Below are 21,984 nucleotides of genomic sequence, written 5' to 3' on the forward strand. Positions count from 1 at the left end.
GAACGTCGACGGAGCATACACAAGCAAGTGCCCGGGCCAAACTGCTCCACATCATAAAAACTACCCGGTCACACCGCGCAAAGCTTGGGGCCAGACCGCTTGAGCGAGACCCGGCGCGGGCTGCGTCCCTTGACCGACCGGTCATCACCCGAAGCAGAATGTCGACCGGCACAGAGCGCGCCGGATATTTTGCGCCTACCACCCGGCATTGGGATTTGCCCGACACCCCCCGGCACCCTAGAATGCGCCGATGCGCGATGATCTCTCTCTTTTGCTGAACTCCCTCAACGATGCCCAACGCCAGGCCGTAGCGGCCCCCGTTGGCCGTCAGTTGGTCCTGGCCGGTGCTGGCTCCGGTAAAACCCGAGTGCTGGTGCACCGTATCGCCTGGTTGATCCAGGTCGAGAACGCGTCCCCGCATTCCATCCTGTCGGTAACCTTCACCAACAAGGCCGCCGCCGAGATGCGCCACCGCATCGAGCAGTTGATGGGCATCAGCCCGGCCGGCATGTGGGTGGGCACCTTCCACGGCCTGGCGCACCGCCTGTTGCGGGCGCATTGGCAGGAAGCAGGCCTGGCCCAGACGTTCCAGATCCTTGACAGCGATGACCAGCAACGCCTGGTCAAGCGGGTGATCCGTGAGCTGGGGCTGGATGAACAGCGCTGGCCGGCGCGCCAGGCGCAGTGGTTTATCAACGGCCAGAAGGACGAGGGCCTGCGCCCGCAACATATCCAGGCCAGCGGCGACCTGTTCCTGGCCACCATGCGCAGCATTTATGAAGCCTACGAGGCTGCCTGCGTACGCGCCGGTGTGATCGACTTCTCCGAACTGCTGTTGCGCGCCCTCGACCTGTGGCGCGACAACCCCGGTTTGCTGGCCCATTACCAGAAGCGCTTCCGCCACATTCTGGTGGACGAATTCCAGGACACCAACGCCGTGCAGTACGCCTGGTTGCGCCTGCTGGCCAAGGGCGGCGACAGCCTGATGGTGGTGGGTGACGACGACCAGTCGATTTACGGCTGGCGTGGCGCGAAAATCGAGAACATCTACCAGTACTCCGAAGACTTCCCGGACGCGGTGACCATCCGCCTGGAGCAGAACTACCGTTCAACCGCCGGTATCCTCAAGGCCGCCAACGCCTTGATCGCCAACAACACCGGGCGCCTGGGCAAAGAGCTGTGGACCGACGGCGGCGAAGGCGAAGCGATCAACCTCTACGCCGCGTTCAACGAGCACGACGAGGCGCGCTATGTGGTGGAAACCATTGAAAGCGCGCTGAAGACCGGCCTCGCGCGCAGCGATATCGCCATTTTGTACCGTTCCAACGCCCAATCGCGGGTGTTGGAAGAAGCCTTGCTGCGCGAGCGCATCCCCTACCGCATCTATGGCGGTCAGCGCTTCTTCGAGCGTGCCGAAATCAAGAACGCCATGGCCTACCTGCGCTTGCTGGAAGGCCGCGGCAACGATGCGGCACTGGAGCGGGTCATCAACATCCCCGCGCGCGGCATCGGTGAGAAAACCGTTGAAGCGATCCGCGACCACGCGCGCCATGCCGATGTGTCGATGTGGGAAGCCATGCGCCTGCTGATCGCCAACAAAGGCCTGACCGGCCGTGCCGCCGGGGCGCTGGGTGTGTTTGTCGAGTTGATCGAGAACCTCGCCGCCAAATGTGCGGACATGCCGCTGCACTTGATGACCCAGACGGTGATTGAGCAATCCGGGCTGATTGCCTACCACGAAGCGGAAAAAGGCGAAAAAGGCCAGGCCCGGGTAGAAAACCTTGAGGAACTGGTCAGCGCCGCGCGCGCGTTCGAAAACACCGAGGAAGACGAAGAGCTGACCCCGCTTGCGGCGTTCCTGGGCCACGCGTCGCTGGAAGCCGGTGATACCCAGGCCGATGAGCATGAAGACAGCATCCAGCTGATGACCTTGCACAGCGCCAAGGGCCTGGAGTTTCCGTATGTGTTCTTGGTGGGCATGGAAGAAGGCCTGTTCCCGCACAAGATGAGCCTGGAAGAGCCCGGCCGCCTTGAGGAGGAACGTCGCCTGGCCTACGTTGGCATCACCCGCGCAATGCAGAACCTGGTGATGACCTACGCCGAAACCCGACGCCTTTACGGCAGCGAGACCTACAACAAGGTTTCGCGTTTCGTACGTGAAGTGCCTAAAGGCCTGATCCAGGAAGTGCGCCTCTCCAACAGCGTCAGCCGCCCGTTCGGCGGGGGCCAGCAGCAGCACTCCAGCCACCTGTTCGCCGGTTCCGAGATTCCGCAAACCCCGTTCAGCCTCGGCCAGCAGGTCAAGCATTCGGTGTTTGGCGAGGGCGTGATCCTTAACTTCGAAGGTGCCGGCGCCCAGGCTCGCGTGCAGGTGAACTTCGCCGAAGGCAGCAAGTGGCTGATGATGGGTTACGCCAAACTTGAGGCTGTCTGACCTGTGGTGAGGGTGCACGCTCGCTCGCCATCATGAAACACTGCGTAACATGAAGATTATCGGCCCACCCTTGTTTTAGAGCAGCGTGGGCCTATATCTGTAATTCGTCCTACAGACCCTTCGGATTTGGTCTTACGCAAAAGCCCGAAACATTATGTCGCTAGCCACTGTCATTACACCTGTGCAACATGGCGCGCGTGCAATCCACAAATGGGAATTCCCTTTATGAAACGTTTTCTTAGCATCGCCATGGCGTTGTGCATCGGCCTGACGATGAGCCTTGACGCCAACGCCAAACGCTTCGGTGGCGGCAAAAGCTCGGGCGCGGCACCGACTCACCAGACCAGCCAAATGGCTCCATCCACCGCTGCCGGCGGTGCTGCCGCTACCGCAGGCGCAGCCGGTGCTGCTGGCGCCGCGGCCAAGGCCGGCGGGGCTTCGCGCTGGTTGGGCCCTCTGGCCGGTATCGCAGCCGGTGGCCTGCTCGCGTCCATGTTCATGGGCGGCGGCTTCCAGGGTATGCAAATCTTCGACATCCTGATCATGGCCGTCATTGCCTTCCTGGTCTTCCGCTTTATCGCCGCCCGTCGTCGCAAGCAGCAGGAGCACATGGCTCCAGCCGGCGCGCCGATGCAGCGTGAAGTGTTCGAGCAAAAACCGGCCATGGGTTCGATCTTCGGTGGTTCGTCAGCGCCTGCCGCAGCCCGCCCGGTGATCAACGCACCGGCCTGGTTCAACGAAGAGCGTTTCGTCGAAGCGGCCCGCAGCCACTTCCAGTCCCTGCAGCAGCACTGGGACGCCAACGAAATGGACAAGATCTCCGAGTTCGTGACTCCACAACTGCTGGAGTTCCTCAAGCGCGAACGCGCCGACCTGGGCGACGGCTTCCAGTCGACCTACATCGACGACCTGCGCGTACAGCTGGAAGGCGTGGATGATCGCGCCGACAAGACTATCGCCACCCTGACCTTCAGCGGCGTGTCGAAGACTTCGCGCTTCGACCAGGGCGAAGTGTTCAGCGAGAGCTGGAATATGGAACGCGCCCAAGGCGACAACCAGCCATGGCTGGTCGCAGGTATCCGCCAGAACGGCTGATGCGTCGCTTGAGCAAGTGCTGACAAAACCCCGGACCTGTTCCGGGGTTTTCTATTTCACGGTTGCACTTATAGCGAGCTACTGTATAAAACGCCCCTATTAACCGCGCCATCTAGCAAGAGGATCCCGGCCGTGGAAGAAATCATCGAACAACTGCGTGAAGCCAACGAACCGGTCCCGGTTCCCCTGGAGCTACCTGACGAAGATCAACTGGTAGAAATCGAAGAACAGCTGTTCATCGATATCCCGTTTGTCTTCCGCGAATTCCTGCTGACCGTCAGTGACGTGGTCTACGGCAGCCTGGAGCCGGTGACCATCACCGACCCGCAATCCCACACCTACCTGCCGGATGTGGCCGCCAATGCCTGGGATGCCGGCGTTGATCGCAGCATGATCCCGATCTGCCAGGACGGCGACGACTACTACTGCGTAGAAGAAGACGGCACCGTGGTGTTGTGGTCCGGCGAGGAAGAACTCGTTACCGAAGAAACCTGGGAATCGGTGTGGCACTGGGCGCGGGACGTCTGGCTGGAAAGCTGATAACGGCCCCCATCCGCTCCCATTAGTGCTCCGGCGTGTCCTTGTGGTTATCCAATGTTTCCAACAAGGCGACCTGCATCCGCGTATGCACGCGGATGAACCAGCGCCAGAGCACGGCCGCTACTGCTGCCGCGACCACCGTAATCAGCATCAGTAACTTGTTGGTCGGCAGAATACTGGCCGACAAGGCCGCCAATAGCAGGAAGATCACCAGCAACGACAAAATGGGGATCAGCTCCGCGATCACTCGGCGCACACGCTGGGTATGCCGCCCGGCCATTTCCGGCTTCACGCTCAACTCCGCCAGTAACATCGACAGAGCCTTGAGCTTGCGGTACGCGGCGATCAAAAACGGCAGCGACAACAGCAATGCCCCACCCCAGATCAATGCCTTCTGCCAGCTTGGATCGCTGATCCAGCCCTGCAGATAGCCGCCGATACGCGCCGCGAAAAAGCTGCCGGTGAAGAAGATCGCAATCACCAGCGCCAAGTTGACCCCCACCTGCAGGATGATCTTGCGGATCATCGACGCCAGCATTGCGCCCTCGCCTTGCGGCTGAATACTGCGCAGCCATTCGCCATACAGGCCGAACACCCGGCTCATTCGCTGGGGCATCACGGCGGCAATCTTCAATGACAACGGGTCGGCACCGCGAATCAGGTACGGTGTGAGCAGCGTCGTAATCGCCGAAACCGCGACCGCCACCGGATATAGAAAATCGCTGGTGACCTGCAAGGTCATCCCCAGCGCGGCGATGATGAAAGAAAATTCGCCAATCTGCGACAGCCCCATGCCTACGCGCAGTGAGGTGCGCCCGTCATTGCCGGCGATAAACGCCCCCAGGCCGCAGGACAGCATCTTGCCCAACACCACGGCCACGGTGATGACCGCGATTGGCCAGGCGTATTGCAGCAGGATCTGCGGGTCGATCATCAAGCCGATCGCCACAAAAAAGATGGCACTGAACATGTCGCGAACCGGCTCGATCAGGCGCTCGATCTTAATCAACTGACGGGACTCGGCCATGATCGCGCCGATCAGGAACGCCCCCAGCACCATGCTGTATTCCAGCTTGACCACCAGCAGGCAAAAACCGAAGCACAGGCCCAGTACAGTGATCAGCAGCATCTCGTTGCTGTCGAACTTGGCCACATAGGCCAGCAAACGTGGCACCAGCAAAATACCGATGACCAGGGCAACGATCATGAACAGCGACAGCTTGCCGACGGTGGAGAACACCTCGCCGGAACTCACCGTACCGCTGACGGCGATGCTCGACAGCAAGGCGATGATGCCGATGCCCAGGATGTCCTCGACGATCAGCACGCCGAAAATCAGTTGGGCGAAGCGCTGGTTTTTCATCTTCAGGTCATTGAGTGCCTTGACGATGATGGTGGTCGAAGAGATTGCCAGGATGGCGCCCAGGAACAGCGAGTCCATGGTGTTCCAGTCGAACCACTGGCCGATCTCGTAACCGATCCAGATCATCAGAATGATTTCCAGGAAGGCTGCGATAAATGCCGTGGCACCCACCTTGAACAACTTGCGCAGGCTGAACTCCAGGCCCAGGCAGAACATCAGGAAGATCACCCCCAACTCGGCCAGGGTCTTGATGGTGTCTTCGTCGTGGATCAGGCCGAACGGCGGGGTATGGGGGCCAATGATGAAGCCCGCGACGATGTAACCCAGCACCACCGGCTGCTTGAGACGGTGAAACAGGACGGTGACCACCCCTGCCACCAGCATGATCACGGCCAAGTCCTGGATAAAGCTGATGGCGTGCATGGCGAGGGCTCCTTGCTGGTACTGGCGCTTTTGCCAAGTCCACCCGCGCATGAACAGTCGCAAAGAGCGGAAGGAAAAGTCTGCCTTGATCGTAAGAAATACCCTGCGATGGGCTTTTGAAGGTTAACACCGCGACTTCTACCGAAAAGCCAGTGCAATATATGGAAACAGATCGGCCCAGGCGTGACGGCAAGCCGCCCACTGGCGTCCCGTAAGGGATGGCGCCGCAAAGATTCCAGCATCCGCAGAGGTGCGCCCCCAACCAATGCCTACAACCCGTGAGTGTGCTATGGAACCCGGAAACGCCCAGCTGTCGATGACGGTATTGATGACCCCTGATATGGCCAACTTCTCAGGCAATGTCCACGGCGGCACCTTGCTCAAGTACCTCGACGAAGTGGCCTACGCCTGCGCGAGCCGTTATGCCGGTCGTTATGTAGTGACGTTGTCGGTGGACCAGGTGATTTTTCGCGAGCCTATCCACGTCGGCGAGCTGGTGACGTTCCTGGCATCGGTCAACTACACCGGCAATACCTCGATGGAAGTGGGTATCAAGGTGGTGACCGAGAACATCCGCGAGCGCTCGGTACGCCATACCAACAGCTGTTTTTTCACCATGGTCGCCGTGGACGACCAGCGCAAACCGGCCGCCGTGCCGCCGCTGCAACCCCAGCACAGCGAAGACAAGCGCCGGTTCGTACAGGCCCAACAGCGTCGGCAGATCCGCCAGGAGCTGGAAAAGCGCTACCAGGAAATCAAGGCAGACGCGCTGTAAGGCTCAATCTGTAAACCGCATCAAAATGTGGGAGGGGGCTTGCTCCCGATTGCTGAGTGTCAGTCACTGCATCTGGTGTCTGACCCATCGCTATCGGGAGCAAGCCGCCTCCCACATTGGTTTCTGTGTACTTACAGGCCGATCGGCGTGGCTTCAAAACGAACGCGCGGATGGGCGATGCGATCCTGGGCCCGCACCAGTTCCAGCTCGTAACTGGCGCAGGCCTGGGTTTCCAGCAGCACTTCGTGCACGGCCGCGGCGGTGAACTCAAAAGCGGCCAGCAGGCTGTCGCCCAGTAACACCCGCGCCAGGAACAGCCCCGAGGTCAGGTCGCCCACCCCCACCGGCTGGCGCGCAAATGCCAGCAGCGGCCGACGCAGGTGCCAACTGCCATCGGCGGTCACCAGCAGCATCTCAAAGCCATCCGGCAGCTTGCCGGGGTAATCCAAGTGCTTGACCAGTACCGCCTTGGGCCCGCGCGCCAGCAGCGCCTTGGCCATGGCCAGGCAATCGAACAGCGACTGCGGCTTGCGCCCGGCAAAGCTGTCCAGTTCCAGCTGGTTGGGGCATAGGAAGTCGGCCATGGCAGCCGCTTCGTCGAGTAGGAAGTCACTGACTTCCTGGGGCACGATGCAGCCTTTTTCCGGATGGCCCATCACCGGGTCACACAGGTACAGGGCCCTGGGGTTGATGGCTTTGATCCGTGCCACACCCGTGAGAATCGCCCGCCCCTGGTCTGCGCTGCCCAGGTAGCCCGACAGCACCGCATCACAGTTACCCAGTTCACCAATGGCGGCAATGCCTTCCACCAGCGCGGGAATTTGCTGCGGTGCCAGCACTTCGCCCGCCCACTGGCCATACTGGGTGTGGTTGGAGAACTGCACCGTGTTCAGCGGCCAGACGTTCACCCCGATCCGCTGCATGGGGAACACGGCGGCGCTGTTTCCGGCATGGCCAAAAACCACATGAGACTGGATCGCAAGCAGATGAGGTGTGCGTTTCATGCAGGATATTCCGTAAAACCATTGAAATTCTGGCCGCGCAGTATGCGACTAAACGCAGCCTGTACGACAGACCGACGACACAGTTAAGCTGCGCTCACTTTGTTGGAGTTTTTCACATGCTGACCCTGGGAAACATCTTCGTGTTGATGCTGCTGGCAACCGGCGCCGCCTGGGTGTGGCATAACCACGGTTTGCGCGAGCGAGCGCTGGCGCGGGTCAAGCAACATTGCAGCAAGCTCGATATCGAGTTGCTCGACGGCGCGGTGGCGCTCAAGCGCATTGGCTTTGTGAAGGACGCCAACGGTCGGCGGCGCCTGGCGCGCGTCTATAACTTTGAGTTCACCGTCACGGGCGAGTCCCGTCACAGTGGCACTATCACTCAATTCGGCGCCCACAGCGCGCAGATCGAGCTGGCGCCCTACCCGTTCGAAGCCAAGGAAGCGCTGCCCAGCGCCGAAGTGATCGAGCTGAGCCAGTGGCGTCAGGATCACGCCACCAAGAACCGTCAGTAACGGCAGGCGACCAGCGCGGCCTGCAACGCCACCACATCCTGTGGCGCATTGAAGATCAGTTCGATACGGGAATCGCGACGCCACTCGCTGGGCTGCCAGGCGAGCGAGCGGTTATCCACAGCGTTGGCGCAGAGCCACACGCCACGGCTGTGGATAACCAGCTTGGCGCGGCACCACGCAAGGGTCTTGAGCCACGACGTTATACGCTGCGGATCGAATGACTGGCTTGGGTGCCAGCGCCAGCCAATACTCCAGCCTCCTTCCTGAGCCTGGCTCAAACAAATCGGCAACGCGGGATCGCTCCACACGGCCGGCATCTGCGCCAGACCGATGGGCACGTCAAGGTTATCCACAGCGGCGCCCGCTTTCACATCCAGGCCTGGGAGCCGGGCCAACGGCAGCTGCGCCTGGCGGGTCCAGTAATGTGGGCGATCGGGTAACTGCCGTTCGATCGCCTGGCGCTGCGCGGCATCCAGCGCTTCATCCTTGTTCAATACCAGCAACCCGGCGCTTTCCAGCGCCTGCTGCTGTGCCGGCGGCAAGGGTTTGCCCGCCGCCAGCGCTTGGGCATCCAACACCAGCACACACGGCTGAATCGCTAGCACTTTCTGCCAAGGCGCTTGGCGTAATTGCTTGAGCAATTGCGCGGGATGGCCCAGGCCCGACGGTTCGATAAACAGCCGATCCGGCTTGGCCTTACGCAACAGGCGGCCCAGACCTACCTGGAACGGTGCACCATTCACACAGCACAGGCAGCCACCCGCGACTTCACCCATGGCGATGCCGTCGTCGTCCTGCGTCAGCAGTGCGGCGTCCAGGCCAATTTGGCCGAACTCGTTGATCAGCACCGCCCAGCGCTCGTTGGCCGGGCGCTGGGCCAGCAAGTGCTTGATCAGGCTGGTCTTGCCGGCGCCCAAGGGCCCGGCAATCACATGGGTGGGAATATTCTGCAGCATCAGGGACATCATTCAGATCGTGTAGAGCGTTTGATCCTACGCGGTTACGCCAACCAATCCAGCGTCAGAATCAATCGGCGCTCATCGGCTTTCAAGGCGGGCGAGCGGTGGATCAGGCCGTGGTTTTCGTTGCCGTGCCATTTGGTGCCCTTGAGCAGGGCCACTTCACCACACTGGATCTGCTCGATGCGCTCACTGGGTTCGGCGTCCGGTTGGCTGAGCGTGCGGCGGTCCATGACGCCTTCACGCAACCATTGGCTGCCGATGCCGGCATAGGTGGTGATCAGCCGCACCGGCACATGGTCGACATGAAAGCGCGGGCACATGGCTTTATCCAGCAAGCGCAGGCGCACGCCGATACGTTTGGCACCGAGCAGACAGGCAAAGGCACTGACCAGCCAGGCAACATCGGCGATGAACCCTTCGTAACCGTCAAGATCGCGGCAGCTGGACGCTAAACCCTGCAAGTTCGGCGCGGCGTCCTCGCTATTGAGTTCGATAACCATCGAATCGGCCAACGGCTCGTTAAGTGCCACCAGCAAGGCGCCGAATTCGGCGATATGCAGCGGCAACTGGCGCTGCCACAACGCCAGGTTTACGCCGTCTTCGAGGATGTCTGACAGCGCCAGTGGGCTGTCACCGCGGGTCTGTCGCACCACCGGGCGCAAGGGGAAAACGGGCGCAAGCATCAGGCTGCCTCTTCATACCAGGGGCCAAATGGGTCAGCCAACAGGCGCCAACCTTCAACACCCTGGGCCATTTCTTCATCGGTGAGCAAGCAGGCGTCCAACTCCTCGCGCATGTGGGCAAAATCAATGTTCTGTCCGATAAACACCAGTTCCTGGCGGCAGTCGCCAGTGCTCAGTTGCCAATTGCCCATGATCGCCGCGACGCTTTCTTCATCCTGCGGCCATTGGCTTTTCGGCACGAAACGCCACCAACGTCCCGCAAACCCATGACGCATCAGGCCACCGGCCTGGGACCAACTGCCAGCATCCTGATGCTTGCTGGCCAACCAGAAAAAACCCTTGGAGCGCAACAACTTACCGTTGACCCAGGGGCGGTCGATAAAGTCGAAGAAGCGTTGCGGGTGGAAGGGTCGACGGGCGCGATAGGCGGTGGAGGCAATACCGTATTCCTCGGTTTCCGGCACATGTTCACCGCGCAATTGCTGCAACCAACCCGGCGCTTGCGCGGCGCGCTCGAAGTCGAAGCGGCCGGTGTTGAGGATCTTGTTCAGTGGCACTTCGCCCATGACCATCGGGATGATTTCCGCCTGGGCATTGAGGCGTTCGAGAATCGCCATCAACTCTTCGCGCTCGTGGCTGCTGATCAAGTCGATCTTGCTGATCAGGATGACGTCGGCGAATTCGATCTGCTCGATCAACAGATCAGTGATGGAGCGCTCATCCTCTTCGCCCAGGGTTTCGCCCCGTGACGCCAGGCTTTCGGCGGCCTGGTAGTCGAGCAGGAAATGCAGGCCGTCGACCACGGTGACCATGGTGTCCAGGCGGGCGATATCGGCCAGGCTTTGCTCGTTTTCATCGCGAAAGGTGAAGGTTTCGGCCACCGGCAAGGGTTCGGAAATGCCGGTGGATTCGATCAATAAGTAATCGAATCGACCTTCCTTGGCGAGTTTTCCGACCTCTTCGAGTAAGTCTTCGCGCAAGGTGCAGCAGATGCAGCCGTTGCTCATTTCCACCAGTTTTTCTTCCGAACGATTGAGCGTGACGTCGCGCTGCACCTCGCTGCCGTCGATGTTGATTTCGCTCATGTCGTTGACGATCACCGCCACGCGCAGGTTTTCGCGGTTGCGCAAAATATAGTTGAGCAGCGTGCTTTTACCGGCGCCGAGAAAGCCGGACAACACGGTAACGGGGAGACGATTGGGCATCAGGTGGTCCTCATCAGGGTTGGCCGGTCAAACCGCCCGTTTATGGCGTTCGCGCAGCTCTTCACGTTCTTTGGCTTTGATAAACGGTTCACGGGTCAGGCTGGCCTTTAATGTTATAGTATAACAACACAAATAAGCCAATCCGCTTGCTCCTTACGACGAAGGGCGCAATGCTTGAACGCTTCCCTACCCCGAGAAACACTATGAAACGCCTGTTGTGCGTCGTATTACTGACAGCAGCCTGGCCTGTCTGCGCTCAAGTGCCGAGCCCGCTGGCCAACTGCACGCGCAGCGCCAACCTGCTCGCCTGTGTAGACCCGCAAGGCAATGCCTACAGCGTGGCGACGGTGGGTACCACCACGTATTTGCGCGGTGTTGAGGTGATCGGCAAACGCTACTGGGCCCAGACCAACAGCCGCTATGGCCAGCTGACGTTCTTTACCGGGTTGGCATCGGATGGCGAGGCGTGGGTGGGTTATACCCGGCGTGTGGGCTGGACCACGATCAACCGGTTTTCCAGCTCGGGCGGGGCCAGCGCCAAATTCACCTGCAGCCGCATCACCGGCTGTTAGACCTGACTGTTCTTCTGCTCCTGAACCCAGGCCATATAGCTGTTCATCGGCGGATTCTTCTGGAAGTAGTTTTTCAGGCCGTCGAACAAGCCATCCGCCACCGCCTGTTGGTGACGTGCGGTAACCAGTCGCTGGGCGTCTTGGGCATTGGAAATAAAACCGGTCTCCACCAGGATCGACGGCACATCCGGCGACTTGAGCACCGCAAACCCGGCCTGCTCCACGCGTTTCTGGTGCAGGCTGGTGATGTTTTGCAGGCTACCCAACACTGAACTGCCCAATTGCAGGCTGGAGGCAATGGTGGCGTTCATCGACATGTCGAGAATCACCCCGGCCAACATCGGGTCCTTGTCTTTGAGATTGAGCAACGTGGTAGCCCCCAGCAAATCCGCGCCGTTTTCACGTTGTGCCATGAAGCGTGCGGTGGCCGACGTTGCGCCGCCTTCGGACAATGCATACACCGACGCCCCCGAGGCCGTAAGCCGTGGCGCCGCATCGGCGTGCACCGAGATGAACATGTCGGCCTTGTGCTGGCGCGCAATGTCCACGCGTTTGCGCAGCGGCACGAAGAAATCATCGTTGCGCACCAGTTTCACGTCAAAACCCTTCTCGCGTTTCAAGCGTTTGGCCAGCAATTGGGCGATGGACAGCACCACGTCTTTTTCACGCTGGCCCTTGGAGCCGACGGCGCCCGGGTCTTTACCGCCGTGCCCGGGGTCGACCACCACAATGATGTCGCGCTTGGGGTGGGCTTTCTCCACCAATGGGCTGGGTGCAGACGCAATCTGACGCGGCGCCTGGGTGGCGCTGGTGAGGTCGAGCACCAGGCGGTGCCCCTGCCCGTCCTGAGGTGGCAATACAAAGCTGTTGAGCTGCATCGGCGCGGCCAGGTCGAGCACGATGCGCGTGTCCGCCGTGCCGAAATGTCCCGATCGGATCGAAGTGATGCCGCTGTTTTTCAGTTCCAGTTGAGAAAAATCGCCACTGAGGCCTGCACCGCTCAGATCGATGATCAGTCGTTCCGGTGCGGTCAAGGAGAAGGTCTTGTAGTGCACCGGGCCACTGAGGTCGAACACCAACCGCAGCCTGTCGTCCGAGCGCCACAAACGAGCGTTGCGAATCTGCGTGGCGTGGGCTGCGAACGGCAAAGCAAACAAAGGGCTGACCAGGAGCAGATTAAGAAGCTGACGTCTGTGCATGACAAATACCGCAAATATAAGGAGCGTCCGTACTCGACATGACCGAAAAAGAGCCGGGGCAGAAAATTCATCGTCGACTCTATTGTTATACTATAACATGTCGAATTATTTCCAACGATGGACCTGCTTATGAATGCGCTGACTCTGCCGGATATCGCCGGGCAGGCTTTACGCCAAGCCTTGCCACTCGACTGGGTGGGCATGTGCGGCGTTGCCCTGCCAATCCTGATCGACGGTCAGCGCCTGACCGCCACCGCCGACGCGGGCGTCAGCCTGGACGATGGCAGCGCCCGTGGCATTCATATGTCACGCCTGTACCTGGCGCTGGAGATGCTCGACGAGCAACCCCTCACACCGGCACTTCTGCGCAATGTACTGCAGCGCTTTCTCGACAGTCATGAAGATTTATCTAAGAACGCCTACCTGCGTCTCCATACCCATTTGCTATTGAAGCGGCCTGCGCTGGTGAGCCCTTTGGCCGGCTGGAAGCGCTACCCGGTGAGCATCGAAGCGCGCCTGGAAAACCAGATGTTCCACGTGGAACAAAAAATTGACGTGACGTATTCCTCGACGTGCCCCTGCTCCGCTGCGCTTGCCAGGCAACTGATTCAACAACAATTTCTCGACGACTTCGCCAACACGCCGTTGCAGCATGAAGACGTCCTCACGTGGCTTGGCAGCGCCAACGGTATCGTCGCCACACCCCACAGCCAGCGCAGCAGCGCGCAATTGCATGTGTACCTGCAAGGCGAGCACCTGGCCCTGACCGACCTGATCAACGACGCCGAAGCCGCCCTCGGCACTGCCGTACAAACCGCAGTGAAACGTGCGGACGAACAAGCCTTCGCCCTGGCCAACGGGCAGAACCTGATGTTCTGCGAAGACGCCGCCCGCCGTCTGAACCTCGCCTTGAAGCGCTCGGATGCGGTCAAAGCCTTCCACCTCAAAGTGGTCCACGCCGAAAGCCTGCACGCGCACGATGCCGTGGCTGAAAGCCGCTGGACGAGAGACCCTGCATGATCACCTGCACCGCTTTACGCTGGGGCGCCCCCGGCCAACCGCTTACACCCGCTGTGGATTTCACCCTGCAACAAGGCAGCCTCACCGGCGTGATCGGCCCCAATGGCTGTGGCAAAAGCAGCCTGCTCAAAGTCATCGCCGGCCTGCAAAAGCCATTGGCGGGTAAAGTCGCCGTGAATGTTCCACGCCGTGGTGGCTTGGCGTTCCTGCCCCAGCAACAACACCTCGACCGTCAGTTTCCGATCAGCCTGCAAGAGTTGGTTGCCGCAGGCTTCTGGGGCACCCAACTCGCCCCGCCGCAACGCCGCGAACGCCTGGAGGCGGTGCTGGAAGACTGGTGCCTCGGCGGCCTGGAACAGCGCCCGTTGATGGCCTTGTCCGGCGGGCAGTTGCAACGCGCCCTGCTCGCCCGCATGAGCCTGGCAGATTCGCCGGTGTTGCTGCTGGATGAGCCCCATGCCGCCCTCGACGAGGACGGCCAGGCGCTGTGCTGGAAACACATTCACGCCTGGCATGACCAAGGCCGCACGCTGGTCATCGTCTGCCACGACCTGGCATCCGTGCGCCAACACACCCACCAAGTGCTGCAAATCAAAAACACGGGCTGCATATTCGGCGCCAGTAAAGAACTGATCCGCCCACAGCCCCAGATGCAGGTGGCCTGATGCACTTCGCCGCCCACCTGTGGATGCCCTTCGCCGACTTCGTCTTTATGCGCCGCGCCCTGATCGGCGGGCTGGTGCTGGCATGCAGCACCGCGCCGCTGGGCGTATTCCTCATCCTGCGGCGCATGAGCCTGATCGGTGACGCTGTGGCCCACGGCATCCTGCCCGGCGCCGCCCTGGGCTTCTGGTTCGCCGGGCTCAGCCTGCCCGCGCTGACCATCGGCGGCCTCGGCGCCGGCCTGAGCATGGCTGGGCTGTCGGCGTGGATCACCCGTCGCACCGGCCTGCGCGAGGACGCCAGCCTCGCCGCCATCTATCCCATCTCCCTCGCCGCCGGCGTGCTCATCCTTGGCATCGCCGGCAAACGCCTGGACCTTCTGCACCTGCTGTTCGGCTCGGCCCTGGCGGTGGATGAAACCACCCTCACCGGCATGCTCTGGGTCTCGGGGTTCAGCCTGATCGCCATGGGGCTGATCTACAAACCGCTGTTGCTGGACACCCTCGACCCGCTGTTCCTGCAAACCGTCAGCCGCCTGGGCCCGCTGGCCCACGGGCTGTTTCTGACGCTGGTGGTGCTGAACCTGGTGATCGGCTTCCAGGCCATCGGCGCATTGATGGTGGTGGGTTTGATGATGTTGCCGGCCATCGCTTCACGTTTCTGGAGCCGGCGCCTGCCGGTGTTGATCGCCGTATCGGCGGTGCTGGGATGCCTGTCGGTGTGGCTTGGCTTGTTGCTCTCGTTTTACTACTCACTGCCCAGCGGCCCGGCGATTGTGCTGGTGGCCGGCGGTGGGTACCTGCTGTCCGTGGTCTTCGGGCCGGTGCACGGTTTGCTGCGCCGCCCGCCCTTGCTGTCATCCCAATGAGGTGTTTCCCGATGCGCGCTCTACTCGTGCTGTTCAGTCTGCTGCTGCCGCTGTCGATGGCCCAGGCCGCCGACAAACTCCAGGTGGTTACCAGCTTCAGTATTCTCGATGACATGACCCACCAGATTGGTGGCGATCACATCCAGATCAGCAACATGGTCGGCCCCGACGCCGATGCCCACACCTACGAACCTTCACCGGACGACGCCAAGGCGCTGCTCAAGGCAAACGTCATCATCAAAAACGGCCTGGGCTTCGAGCCCTGGCTGGACCGCCTGGTGACCAGCACCGAAACCAAGGCCACGGTCGTCACCGCCAGCAAGGGCGTGATCTCGCACACCATGGACGAAGACGGCGAAACCATCCCAGACCCACACGCCTGGCATAACCTGGCCAATGCCGAAATCTATGTGAACAACATCACCAAAGCGCTGATCGCCGCCGACCCGTCCAACACCGCCGACTACCAGCGCAACAGCCAGGCCTACCTCGAAGAAATCTACCGCCTGCTGGCTGAAGCCAAGGCCAAGTTCGGCGCCCTGCCGGCGGGCAACCGTCGCATCGTCACTTCCCATGATGCCTTCGGCTACCTCGGCCAGGCCTATGGCATTCAGTTCCTGGCGCCCCAGGGCCTGTCCACCGAACGCGAGCCTTCGGCTGCCGAAGTCGCCGCGCTGATCACCCAGATCCGCAAAGACAAGGTCAAGGCCGTGTTCATGGAAAACATCAAAGACTCGCGCCTGCTCAAGCAGATCGCTGATGAAAGCGGCGCGCAGATCGGCGGCACGCTGTACTCCGATGCCCTCGCCGCCGAAGGCCCGGCCAGCACCTTTACCGGCCTGTTCGAATACAACCTCAACACCCTGTGCGCCGCGCTGAGCAAGCCATGAACCTGAGCATGCTCGACCTGGAAAGCGCTGCCCTCGGCAGCCGCTTTCCACTCGACGCCGTGCTCGACGCCCTGCCGTGGAACAGCGATGGCCTGATCGCCGCCATCGCCCAGCAACATGGTAACGGCCAGGTGTTGATGCTGGCCTGGATGAACCGCCAGGCCCTCAACGAGACCCTGGCCACCGGGCACGTCTGCTATTGGTCACGCTCGCGCCGGCAGCTGTGGCGCAAAGGCGAGACTTCCGGCCACTGGCAACAATTGGTCGAAGCACGCCTGGATTGCGACGGCGATGCGGTGCTGCTGATCGTCAACCAATTGGGCCCTGCCTGTCATACCGGCCGCCCGACCTGTTTCTACAACGCCATCGACGGCGACCACGTACACATCATTACGGAGCCTGCTGAATGATCCGCAAGAACCCTTCCGGCGATCTGCCGGTGATTGCCGAATCGGCCTATGTCGACAAGACCGCCATCATCTGCGGCAAAGTCATCATCGGCGAGAACGTTTTCGTCGGGCCCTACGCCGTGATCCGTGCCGACGAAGTCGACGCCAGCGGCGCCATGGACCCCATCACCATCGGCGCCAACTCCAATATCCAGGACGGCGTGGTCATCCACTCCAAATCCGGCGCGGCGGTGACGATCGGCGAATTCACCTCCATCGCCCACCGTTCCATCGTCCACGGCCCCTGCACCGTGGGTGACCGTGTGTTCATCGGGTTCAACAGCGTGCTGTTCAACTGCGTGGTGGGCGACGGCTGCGTGGTGCGCCACAACTCAGTGGTCGACGGCCGCGACTTGCCGGATGCGTTCTACGTGCCCTCCACCACCCGCATCGGCCCCAACACCGACCTGTCGCAATTCCCGCCAGTGAGCGTCAGCGCTTCGGAGTTTTCCGAAGACGTAGCGCGCACCAATGTCGACCTGGTGCGCGGTTACAAAGCCCTGCAAAACGAGTTCTGAGCCATGAGTCGCCTGCTGATCCGCAATGCCCGCCTGGTCAACGAAGGCCGGATGTTCGACGCCGACGTCCTGATCGCCAATGGCCGTATCGAGAAGATCGCGAGCAGCATCCAGGGCTGTAACGCCCCGCTGTCCATCGATGCCAAAGGCCAGTGGCTGTTACCGGGCATGATCGATGACCAAGTGCACTTTCGCGAGCCCGGCGCACCGGAAAAAGGCAGCTTCTACAGTGAGTCCCGGGCGGCGGTGGCGGGCGGGATCACCAGTTTCATGGACATGCCCAACACCCACCCGGCCACGCTGAACCTGCAAGAGCTGGCCGACAAAAAGCGCCGCGCGGCCCTGCATTCGGTGGCCAATTATGGTTTTCACTTCGGGGTGAGCAACGACAACCTCGACACCGTCGCCGCGCTCGACCCTCGGGAGGTGGCCGGAGTCAAAGTGTTCATGGGCGCCTCCACCGGCAACATGCTGGTGGACGACCCACGCATCCTGGAGCGCCTGTTCGCGCAAGTGCCGACCATCCTGCTGGCCCACTGCGAGCACACGCCAAGCATCCAGGCCAACGAAGCGCGTCTGCGCGAGCGCTTTGGCGACCAGATCCCCGCCGTCGCCCATCCGCTGATCCGTGACGCCGAAGCGTGCTATCGCTCATCGTCTTTCGCGGTGGAATTGGCCAAGCGTCACGGCACGCGCCTGCATGTGCTGCACCTCACCAGCGCCCGCGAGCTGGCGCTGTTCGACGACAAACCCCTGGCCGAAAAACGCATCACCGCCGAGGTCTGCGTGCACCACCTGCTGTTCGATGACCGCGACTATCACCGCCTGGGCCACCAGATCAAATGCAACCCGGCGATCAAGACACGCGCCGACCGCGACGCGCTGCGCCTGGCGTTATTGAGTGATCGTCTGGACGTGATCGGCACTGACCATGCGCCGCATACCTGGGCGCAAAAACAGCTGGCCTATCGCGAAGCACCGTCCGGTTTACCGCTGGTGCAACACGCGCTGCCGGCACTGTTGGAACTGGTGGCGGACGGGCATTTACCGCTGACCACGCTGGCGGCCAAAACCAGCCACCGTGTCGCCGACCTGTTTGCGATCGCGGACCGCGGTTACCTGCGCGAAGGCTATTGGGCCGATCTTGTGCTGATCAACCCCGAGCCTGAAGGCAAGCCGGTGTGCGATGAACCGGTCCTGGCCCGCTGCGGTTGGACGCCGTTCGCCGAACGCCGCTTTCGCCACAGCGTCAGCACCACCCTGGTGTCGGGCCACCTGGCGTGGCACAACGGCCAGGTGGTCGAAAGCTGCCAGGGCCTGCCGCTGCAGTTTGCGCGTTAAGCGCGCGGTTTGACTGTACCGCAGTCGTTGCCCAGCCACTGGGCGTGGGTATCCAGGCTGCCCTTCTGCTGAATGCCAGTGGCATTGAAGGTGCCGTTCACAGTGGTGGTGAACTCCTTCTGGCTTTGGAAAGTGGCGACGCCGGTGCCCTGGGCTTTCGGGCAACTGAAGCGGAATTTCCACTGGTTGCCGGTCTTGTCGGTCACTTGCTGTTTGCAACCCGATTGCGGGTCGGTCAGGGGGATCGAGTCCGAAGCCACCTGCGCCGGCGTGAGGCACACCTGCACGCCTTTGCCGGCCATGGTGATGCCTTGTTTTTCCAGCATGGCGCGCTGTTCGGGGGTCATCTGTTGCTTGAGCTGACCGAGGATCAGGGACAAGTCCGGCAGGTCCTGGTTATCGACCTTCATATTGCTGGTGGTCAATTCCCACAAGCCCGGCGCCAACATCTGCGCCTGTGCTGCCACCGGCAGCGACAAACCAACAACCATGGCTAAACCAAGCAGACGAGCATTCATCGGGTAACTCCTGGGTAATTGTGGGCGTTAGACGCTGCAAACGGGCCAGCGTTGCATGGCAAATAAAATAGCGACATTCAAGGCCGAACATGGTCTGTTAGGCAATGGACTGCCTGGAGTGATGTTGTTCATGGATTTCTTCGGCCCGCACCTGCTCGCCTACTTCATCGCCACGCTGCACTTTTTCGGGACCCTTGCCGCGATCCATGCGGTGCTGACCGTCAGGACCGCTCAAGGCTCGATCGCCTGGGCCTTGTCACTGATGTTCATGCCCTATCTCACGCTGATCCCCTATCTGATTTTCGGCCGCAGCACGTTCGACGCGTATATCCAGGCCCGCCGTCAGGCCAACCAGGAAATGCACACCGCTATCACCGAGCTGAACTGGCGCCCCTGGGTCGAAGAAGCCCTGGCCGCACGCAACTCCAGCGCCTACGCCTCGCTGCGCGCCATGCCAAAATTGGGGCGCATGCCGTGCCTGGCAAACAATCAAGTACGCCTGCTGGTGAATGGCGATGCCACCTTCAGCGCGATTTTCGAAGCCATCCGCACTGCCAAAACGGCAGTGCTGTTTCAGTTTTTCATCATTCATGACGATGACCTCGGCCGCCGTTTGCATGCCCTGCTCAAGGAAAAAGCCGAGCAAGGCGTCAGCATCTACGTGCTGTATGACCGTATCGGCAGCCACGCCCTGCCCCATCGCTATGTGCAGTCGCTGCGCGACGCCGGGGTCCGCGTCAAGGCATTCGCCACCCGCAGCGGCTGGCTGAACCGCTTCCAGGTCAACTTCCGCAACCACCGAAAAATCGTGGTAGTGGATGGCATCACCGGTTTTGTCGGCGGGCATAACGTGGGCGATGAATACCTGGGCAAAAAACCGCCGCTGGCGCCCTGGCGCGATACGCATGTGCAAGTCACCGGCCCGGTGGTGGCGTGCCTGCAGGAGTCATTTGCCGAAGACTGGTTCTGGGCGGCCCGGGAACTGCCGCCGCTGATCCTGCCCGACGCCTACCCCGAAGACGGCGTGCTCTGCCAATTGCTCGCCAGCGGCCCGGCGGACTCCTATGAAACCTGCTCGCTGTTTTTTGTCGAGGCCATCCACGCGGCGACCGAGCGCGTGTGGATCACCAGCCCGTATTTCGTCCCCGATGAGGCGGTGTTTGCCGCCCTGCGCCTGGCGGTGCTGCGCGGTGTCGATGTGCGCCTGCTACTGCCGTCGCGGCCCGACCACCGCATCGTGTATGCCGCCTCCAGTCTGTATGCGATCGAAGCCGTGCGCGCCGGGGTGCGGGTGTTCCGCTACATGCCAGGGTTCCTGCATCAGAAGGTGGTGCTGGTGGACAGCGAAATCAGCGCCATCGGCAGTGCGAACATGGACAACCGTTCGTTCCGATTGAATTTCGAAGTGATGCTGCTGACCGTCGATGAAGCCTTCGCCAAAGAGGTCGAGCACATGCTGCTGGATGACTTCGCCCACGCCCATGAAGTCAGCCAGGAAGAAAGCCGTGAGACGCGGCGTTTGCAACAACTGGGCATGCGCGTGGCGCGCTTGATCTCACCGATTCTCTAACAAACAACACGGGACAACATGTGGAAGGGGGCTTGCTCCCGATAGCAGTGGCTCAGTCACAGATGCAGTGCCTGACACCCTGCTATCGGGAGCAAGCCCCCTCCCACATTTGAAACACCACCGTTCTTCGGTTATCGGTAGATGTCTTCCCGTGTCCACGGCAGTTCATGGCTGCCATCGGCATGCGGCTTCACCGCCAGGATCTGGTGCAGGTTGATCCAACCCCGCGCAAACGCGTAAGCGCAGCCGGCCAGGTACAGCCGCCAGATACGCAGCGCCTGCTCCGGCACCATGTTCGCCGCCGCTTCCAGGTTGTCTTCCAGGCGCTCGCTCCAGTGGTCCAGTGTGCGCGCGTAATGCAGGCGCAGGCTTTCGACATCGACCACTTCAAGCCCTACTTCGCTGATTTCGGCGGTCATCATTGCCAGGTGCGGCAACTCGCCGTTGGGAAAGACATAACGTTCGATAAACTCGCCGGCGCCACGGCCCACCGGGCGGCCGTCGGTATGCTTGGCGGTAATGCCATGGTTCATCACCAGGCCGCCCTCGCGCACCGCGCCGAATAACGTCTGGCAGTACTGCGCCAGGTTGGCGTGGCCGACGTGTTCGAACATGCCCACGCTCACCACTTTGTCGAAGCGGCCGTCCTGGGGCAGGTCGCGGTAGTCGAGCAATTGCAGGTCGACCTGGCCGTCCAGGCCCTCGGCTTTCACCCGCTCCCGAGCCAGTGCCAGCTGTTCTTTACTTAGGGTGATGCCAAATACTTTCACCCCAAACTCCCGCGCCGCGTAACGCGCCAGCCCGCCCCAGCCGCAGCCCACATCAAGCAAATACTCCCCCGGCTGCAAGCGCAGCTTGCGGCACAGGTGGCGAAATTTGTCTTGTTGGGCTTGGTCGATGGACTCGCTGCCGGTTTCGAAATAACCGCAGGAGTACGCCATGTCCTGGTCCAGCCACAGCTGGTAGAACTCGTTGGACAGGTCGTAATGGTAGGAAATCGCCGCTGCGTCAGTTGCCTTGTCGTGGATCGAGCGCACCGGTCGACTGCCCTCGTCGTCCTCGACCAGGGCGTGACTCAGCTCGTCACACACCCGGATCACTTCGCTGATGGAGCCTTCCAGCTCCAGTTTGCCCTCGACGAAAGCCTCGCCCAATGTATCGAGCGTCGGATGGGTCAGTTGCGTCACAACCGTGGGGTCCTTCACCACGATGGTCACACTGGGCTCGGGGCCCAAGTTGAATTCATGGCCATCCCAGAGTCGAAGACGCAGCGGTAGCTGTAGATTCTGTAAGGCCGGTGGAAGTTGCGCGAGCATGAGTAGTCCCCCCTTGTTTCAGACGTCTGCTGAGAGGGTAGACCATCCCCAGAAAAAGTAGGAG

22 protein-coding genes are annotated in these 21,984 nt (G+C 61.2%); 14 read left to right on the plus strand and 8 right to left on the minus strand.

The annotated features are described in order from the left end of the window. Positions 1 to 250 precede the first annotated feature (250 nt). The 3 genes from uvrD (at position 251) to KSS96_RS00600 (ending at position 4,069) form a co-directional block, all read left to right on the plus strand. Positions 251 to 2,434, plus strand: coding sequence for a DNA helicase II (gene uvrD / locus KSS96_RS00590; RefSeq protein WP_017528626.1), 2,184 nt, complete (start codon positions 251 to 253; stop codon positions 2,432 to 2,434). A 225-nt stretch (positions 2,435 to 2,659) separates the two neighbouring features. After that, positions 2,660 to 3,529 (plus strand): Tim44 domain-containing protein, encoded by an 870-nt coding sequence (locus tag KSS96_RS00595; protein ID WP_017528627.1) that lies wholly within the window; start codon positions 2,660 to 2,662, stop codon positions 3,527 to 3,529. Positions 3,530 to 3,661: 132 nt separating this feature from the next. Beyond that, positions 3,662 to 4,069 (plus strand): SMI1/KNR4 family protein, encoded by a 408-nt coding sequence (locus KSS96_RS00600; RefSeq protein WP_017528628.1) that lies wholly within the window; start codon positions 3,662 to 3,664, stop codon positions 4,067 to 4,069. 22 nt (positions 4,070 to 4,091) lie between these two features. On the opposite strand, the gene KSS96_RS00605 is transcribed toward KSS96_RS00600, so the two are convergent. Beyond that, entirely contained in the window at positions 4,092 to 5,855 is a 1,764-nt protein-coding gene (locus KSS96_RS00605; RefSeq protein WP_017528629.1) for a cation:proton antiporter, read from the minus strand. Between the two features lie 289 nt (positions 5,856 to 6,144). Between KSS96_RS00605 and KSS96_RS00610 the strand changes: the two genes are divergently transcribed. After that, complete coding sequence (locus KSS96_RS00610; RefSeq protein ID WP_017528630.1) at positions 6,145 to 6,630, plus strand: acyl-CoA thioesterase; 486 nt, start codon at positions 6,145 to 6,147, stop codon at positions 6,628 to 6,630. A 131-nt stretch (positions 6,631 to 6,761) separates the two neighbouring features. Here KSS96_RS00610 and pdxY read toward each other — a convergent pair whose 3' ends face one another. Continuing rightward, positions 6,762 to 7,634 carry a pyridoxal kinase PdxY gene (pdxY, locus tag KSS96_RS00615; protein WP_065879229.1) on the minus strand — a complete coding sequence of 291 codons (873 nt, stop codon included), beginning with the start codon at positions 7,632 to 7,634 and terminating at the stop codon, positions 6,762 to 6,764. A 116-nt stretch (positions 7,635 to 7,750) separates the two neighbouring features. Between pdxY and KSS96_RS00620 the strand changes: the two genes are divergently transcribed. Then, positions 7,751 to 8,146 (plus strand): DUF3301 domain-containing protein, encoded by a 396-nt coding sequence (locus KSS96_RS00620; protein WP_017528632.1) that lies wholly within the window; start codon positions 7,751 to 7,753, stop codon positions 8,144 to 8,146. On the opposite strand, the gene KSS96_RS00625 is transcribed toward KSS96_RS00620, so the two are convergent. Genes KSS96_RS00625 through zigA form a run of 3 tightly spaced genes read right to left on the minus strand, consistent with a single transcriptional unit; the run spans position 8,140 to position 10,996 of the window. Further along, positions 8,140 to 9,102 (minus strand): CobW family GTP-binding protein, encoded by a 963-nt coding sequence (locus tag KSS96_RS00625; protein WP_017528633.1) that lies wholly within the window; start codon positions 9,100 to 9,102, stop codon positions 8,140 to 8,142. The two genes, KSS96_RS00620 and KSS96_RS00625, sit on opposite strands and share 7 nt — an antisense overlap. 44 nt (positions 9,103 to 9,146) lie before the next feature. After that, positions 9,147 to 9,791, minus strand: a complete 645-nt coding sequence (locus tag KSS96_RS00630) for a DUF1826 domain-containing protein (RefSeq protein WP_135196228.1) — start codon at positions 9,789 to 9,791, stop codon at positions 9,147 to 9,149. Next, the gene (zigA, locus tag KSS96_RS00635; protein WP_017528635.1) at positions 9,791 to 10,996 is read right to left on the minus strand and encodes a zinc metallochaperone GTPase ZigA; all 1,206 of its coding nucleotides are present in this window, start codon (positions 10,994 to 10,996) and stop codon (positions 9,791 to 9,793) included. The genes KSS96_RS00630 and zigA overlap by 1 nt, the downstream gene beginning before the upstream one ends. 203 nt (positions 10,997 to 11,199) lie before the next feature. Between zigA and KSS96_RS00640 the strand changes: the two genes are divergently transcribed. Then, positions 11,200 to 11,568 carry a hypothetical protein gene (locus KSS96_RS00640; protein WP_017528636.1) on the plus strand — a complete coding sequence of 123 codons (369 nt, stop codon included), beginning with the start codon at positions 11,200 to 11,202 and terminating at the stop codon, positions 11,566 to 11,568. Here the strand turns inward: KSS96_RS00640 and KSS96_RS00645 are convergent. Further along, entirely contained in the window at positions 11,565 to 12,767 is a 1,203-nt protein-coding gene (locus tag KSS96_RS00645) for an N-acetylmuramoyl-L-alanine amidase (RefSeq protein WP_017528637.1), read from the minus strand. The two genes, KSS96_RS00640 and KSS96_RS00645, sit on opposite strands and share 4 nt — an antisense overlap. Before the next feature lie 129 nt (positions 12,768 to 12,896). Here KSS96_RS00645 and folE2 point away from each other — a divergent pair, with 129 nt between their 5' ends. The 7 genes from folE2 to KSS96_RS00680 are packed head-to-tail and all read left to right on the plus strand — an operon-like array spanning position 12,897 to position 18,516. Next, positions 12,897 to 13,787, plus strand: a complete 891-nt coding sequence (gene folE2 / locus KSS96_RS00650; RefSeq protein ID WP_017528638.1) for a GTP cyclohydrolase FolE2 — start codon at positions 12,897 to 12,899, stop codon at positions 13,785 to 13,787. Then, positions 13,784 to 14,452: a metal ABC transporter ATP-binding protein gene (locus KSS96_RS00655; RefSeq protein WP_065879227.1), complete on the plus strand. Its 669-nt coding sequence runs from the start codon at positions 13,784 to 13,786 to the stop codon at positions 14,450 to 14,452. The genes folE2 and KSS96_RS00655 overlap by 4 nt, the downstream gene beginning before the upstream one ends. Further along, the gene (locus KSS96_RS00660; RefSeq protein WP_017528640.1) at positions 14,452 to 15,318 is read left to right on the plus strand and encodes a metal ABC transporter permease; all 867 of its coding nucleotides are present in this window, start codon (positions 14,452 to 14,454) and stop codon (positions 15,316 to 15,318) included. The genes KSS96_RS00655 and KSS96_RS00660 overlap by 1 nt, the downstream gene beginning before the upstream one ends. Before the next feature lie 11 nt (positions 15,319 to 15,329). Next, positions 15,330 to 16,208, plus strand: coding sequence for a metal ABC transporter substrate-binding protein (locus tag KSS96_RS00665; RefSeq protein ID WP_217855567.1), 879 nt, complete (start codon positions 15,330 to 15,332; stop codon positions 16,206 to 16,208). After that, positions 16,205 to 16,618 (plus strand): phosphoribosyl-AMP cyclohydrolase, encoded by a 414-nt coding sequence (gene hisI / locus KSS96_RS00670; RefSeq protein WP_017528642.1) that lies wholly within the window; start codon positions 16,205 to 16,207, stop codon positions 16,616 to 16,618. Before KSS96_RS00665 ends, hisI begins: the two co-directional genes overlap by 4 nt. Next, the gene (locus KSS96_RS00675; protein ID WP_003231797.1) at positions 16,615 to 17,175 is read left to right on the plus strand and encodes a gamma carbonic anhydrase family protein; all 561 of its coding nucleotides are present in this window, start codon (positions 16,615 to 16,617) and stop codon (positions 17,173 to 17,175) included. The genes hisI and KSS96_RS00675 overlap by 4 nt, the downstream gene beginning before the upstream one ends. 3 nt (positions 17,176 to 17,178) lie before the next feature. Further along, the gene (locus KSS96_RS00680; protein ID WP_217855568.1) at positions 17,179 to 18,516 is read left to right on the plus strand and encodes a dihydroorotase; all 1,338 of its coding nucleotides are present in this window, start codon (positions 17,179 to 17,181) and stop codon (positions 18,514 to 18,516) included. Here KSS96_RS00680 and KSS96_RS00685 read toward each other — a convergent pair. Next, positions 18,513 to 19,034: a DUF3617 domain-containing protein gene (locus KSS96_RS00685; RefSeq protein WP_065879225.1), complete on the minus strand. Its 522-nt coding sequence runs from the start codon at positions 19,032 to 19,034 to the stop codon at positions 18,513 to 18,515. The genes KSS96_RS00680 and KSS96_RS00685 overlap by 4 nt on opposite strands. A gap of 130 nt (positions 19,035 to 19,164) precedes the next feature. Here KSS96_RS00685 and cls point away from each other — a divergent pair, with 130 nt between their 5' ends. Further along, the gene (gene cls, locus KSS96_RS00690) at positions 19,165 to 20,604 is read left to right on the plus strand and encodes a cardiolipin synthase (RefSeq protein WP_026067318.1); all 1,440 of its coding nucleotides are present in this window, start codon (positions 19,165 to 19,167) and stop codon (positions 20,602 to 20,604) included. Positions 20,605 to 20,735: 131 nt separating this feature from the next. Here the strand turns inward: cls and cfaB are convergent, their stop codons facing one another. Further along, complete coding sequence (cfaB, locus tag KSS96_RS00695) at positions 20,736 to 21,920, minus strand: C17 cyclopropane fatty acid synthase CfaB (RefSeq protein WP_017528646.1); 1,185 nt, start codon at positions 21,918 to 21,920, stop codon at positions 20,736 to 20,738. Positions 21,921 to 21,984 lie beyond the last annotated feature (64 nt).

Origin of the sequence: Pseudomonas asgharzadehiana (assembly GCF_019139815.1) — a bacterium.
Classification (GTDB): domain Bacteria; phylum Pseudomonadota; class Gammaproteobacteria; order Pseudomonadales; family Pseudomonadaceae; genus Aquipseudomonas; species Aquipseudomonas asgharzadehiana.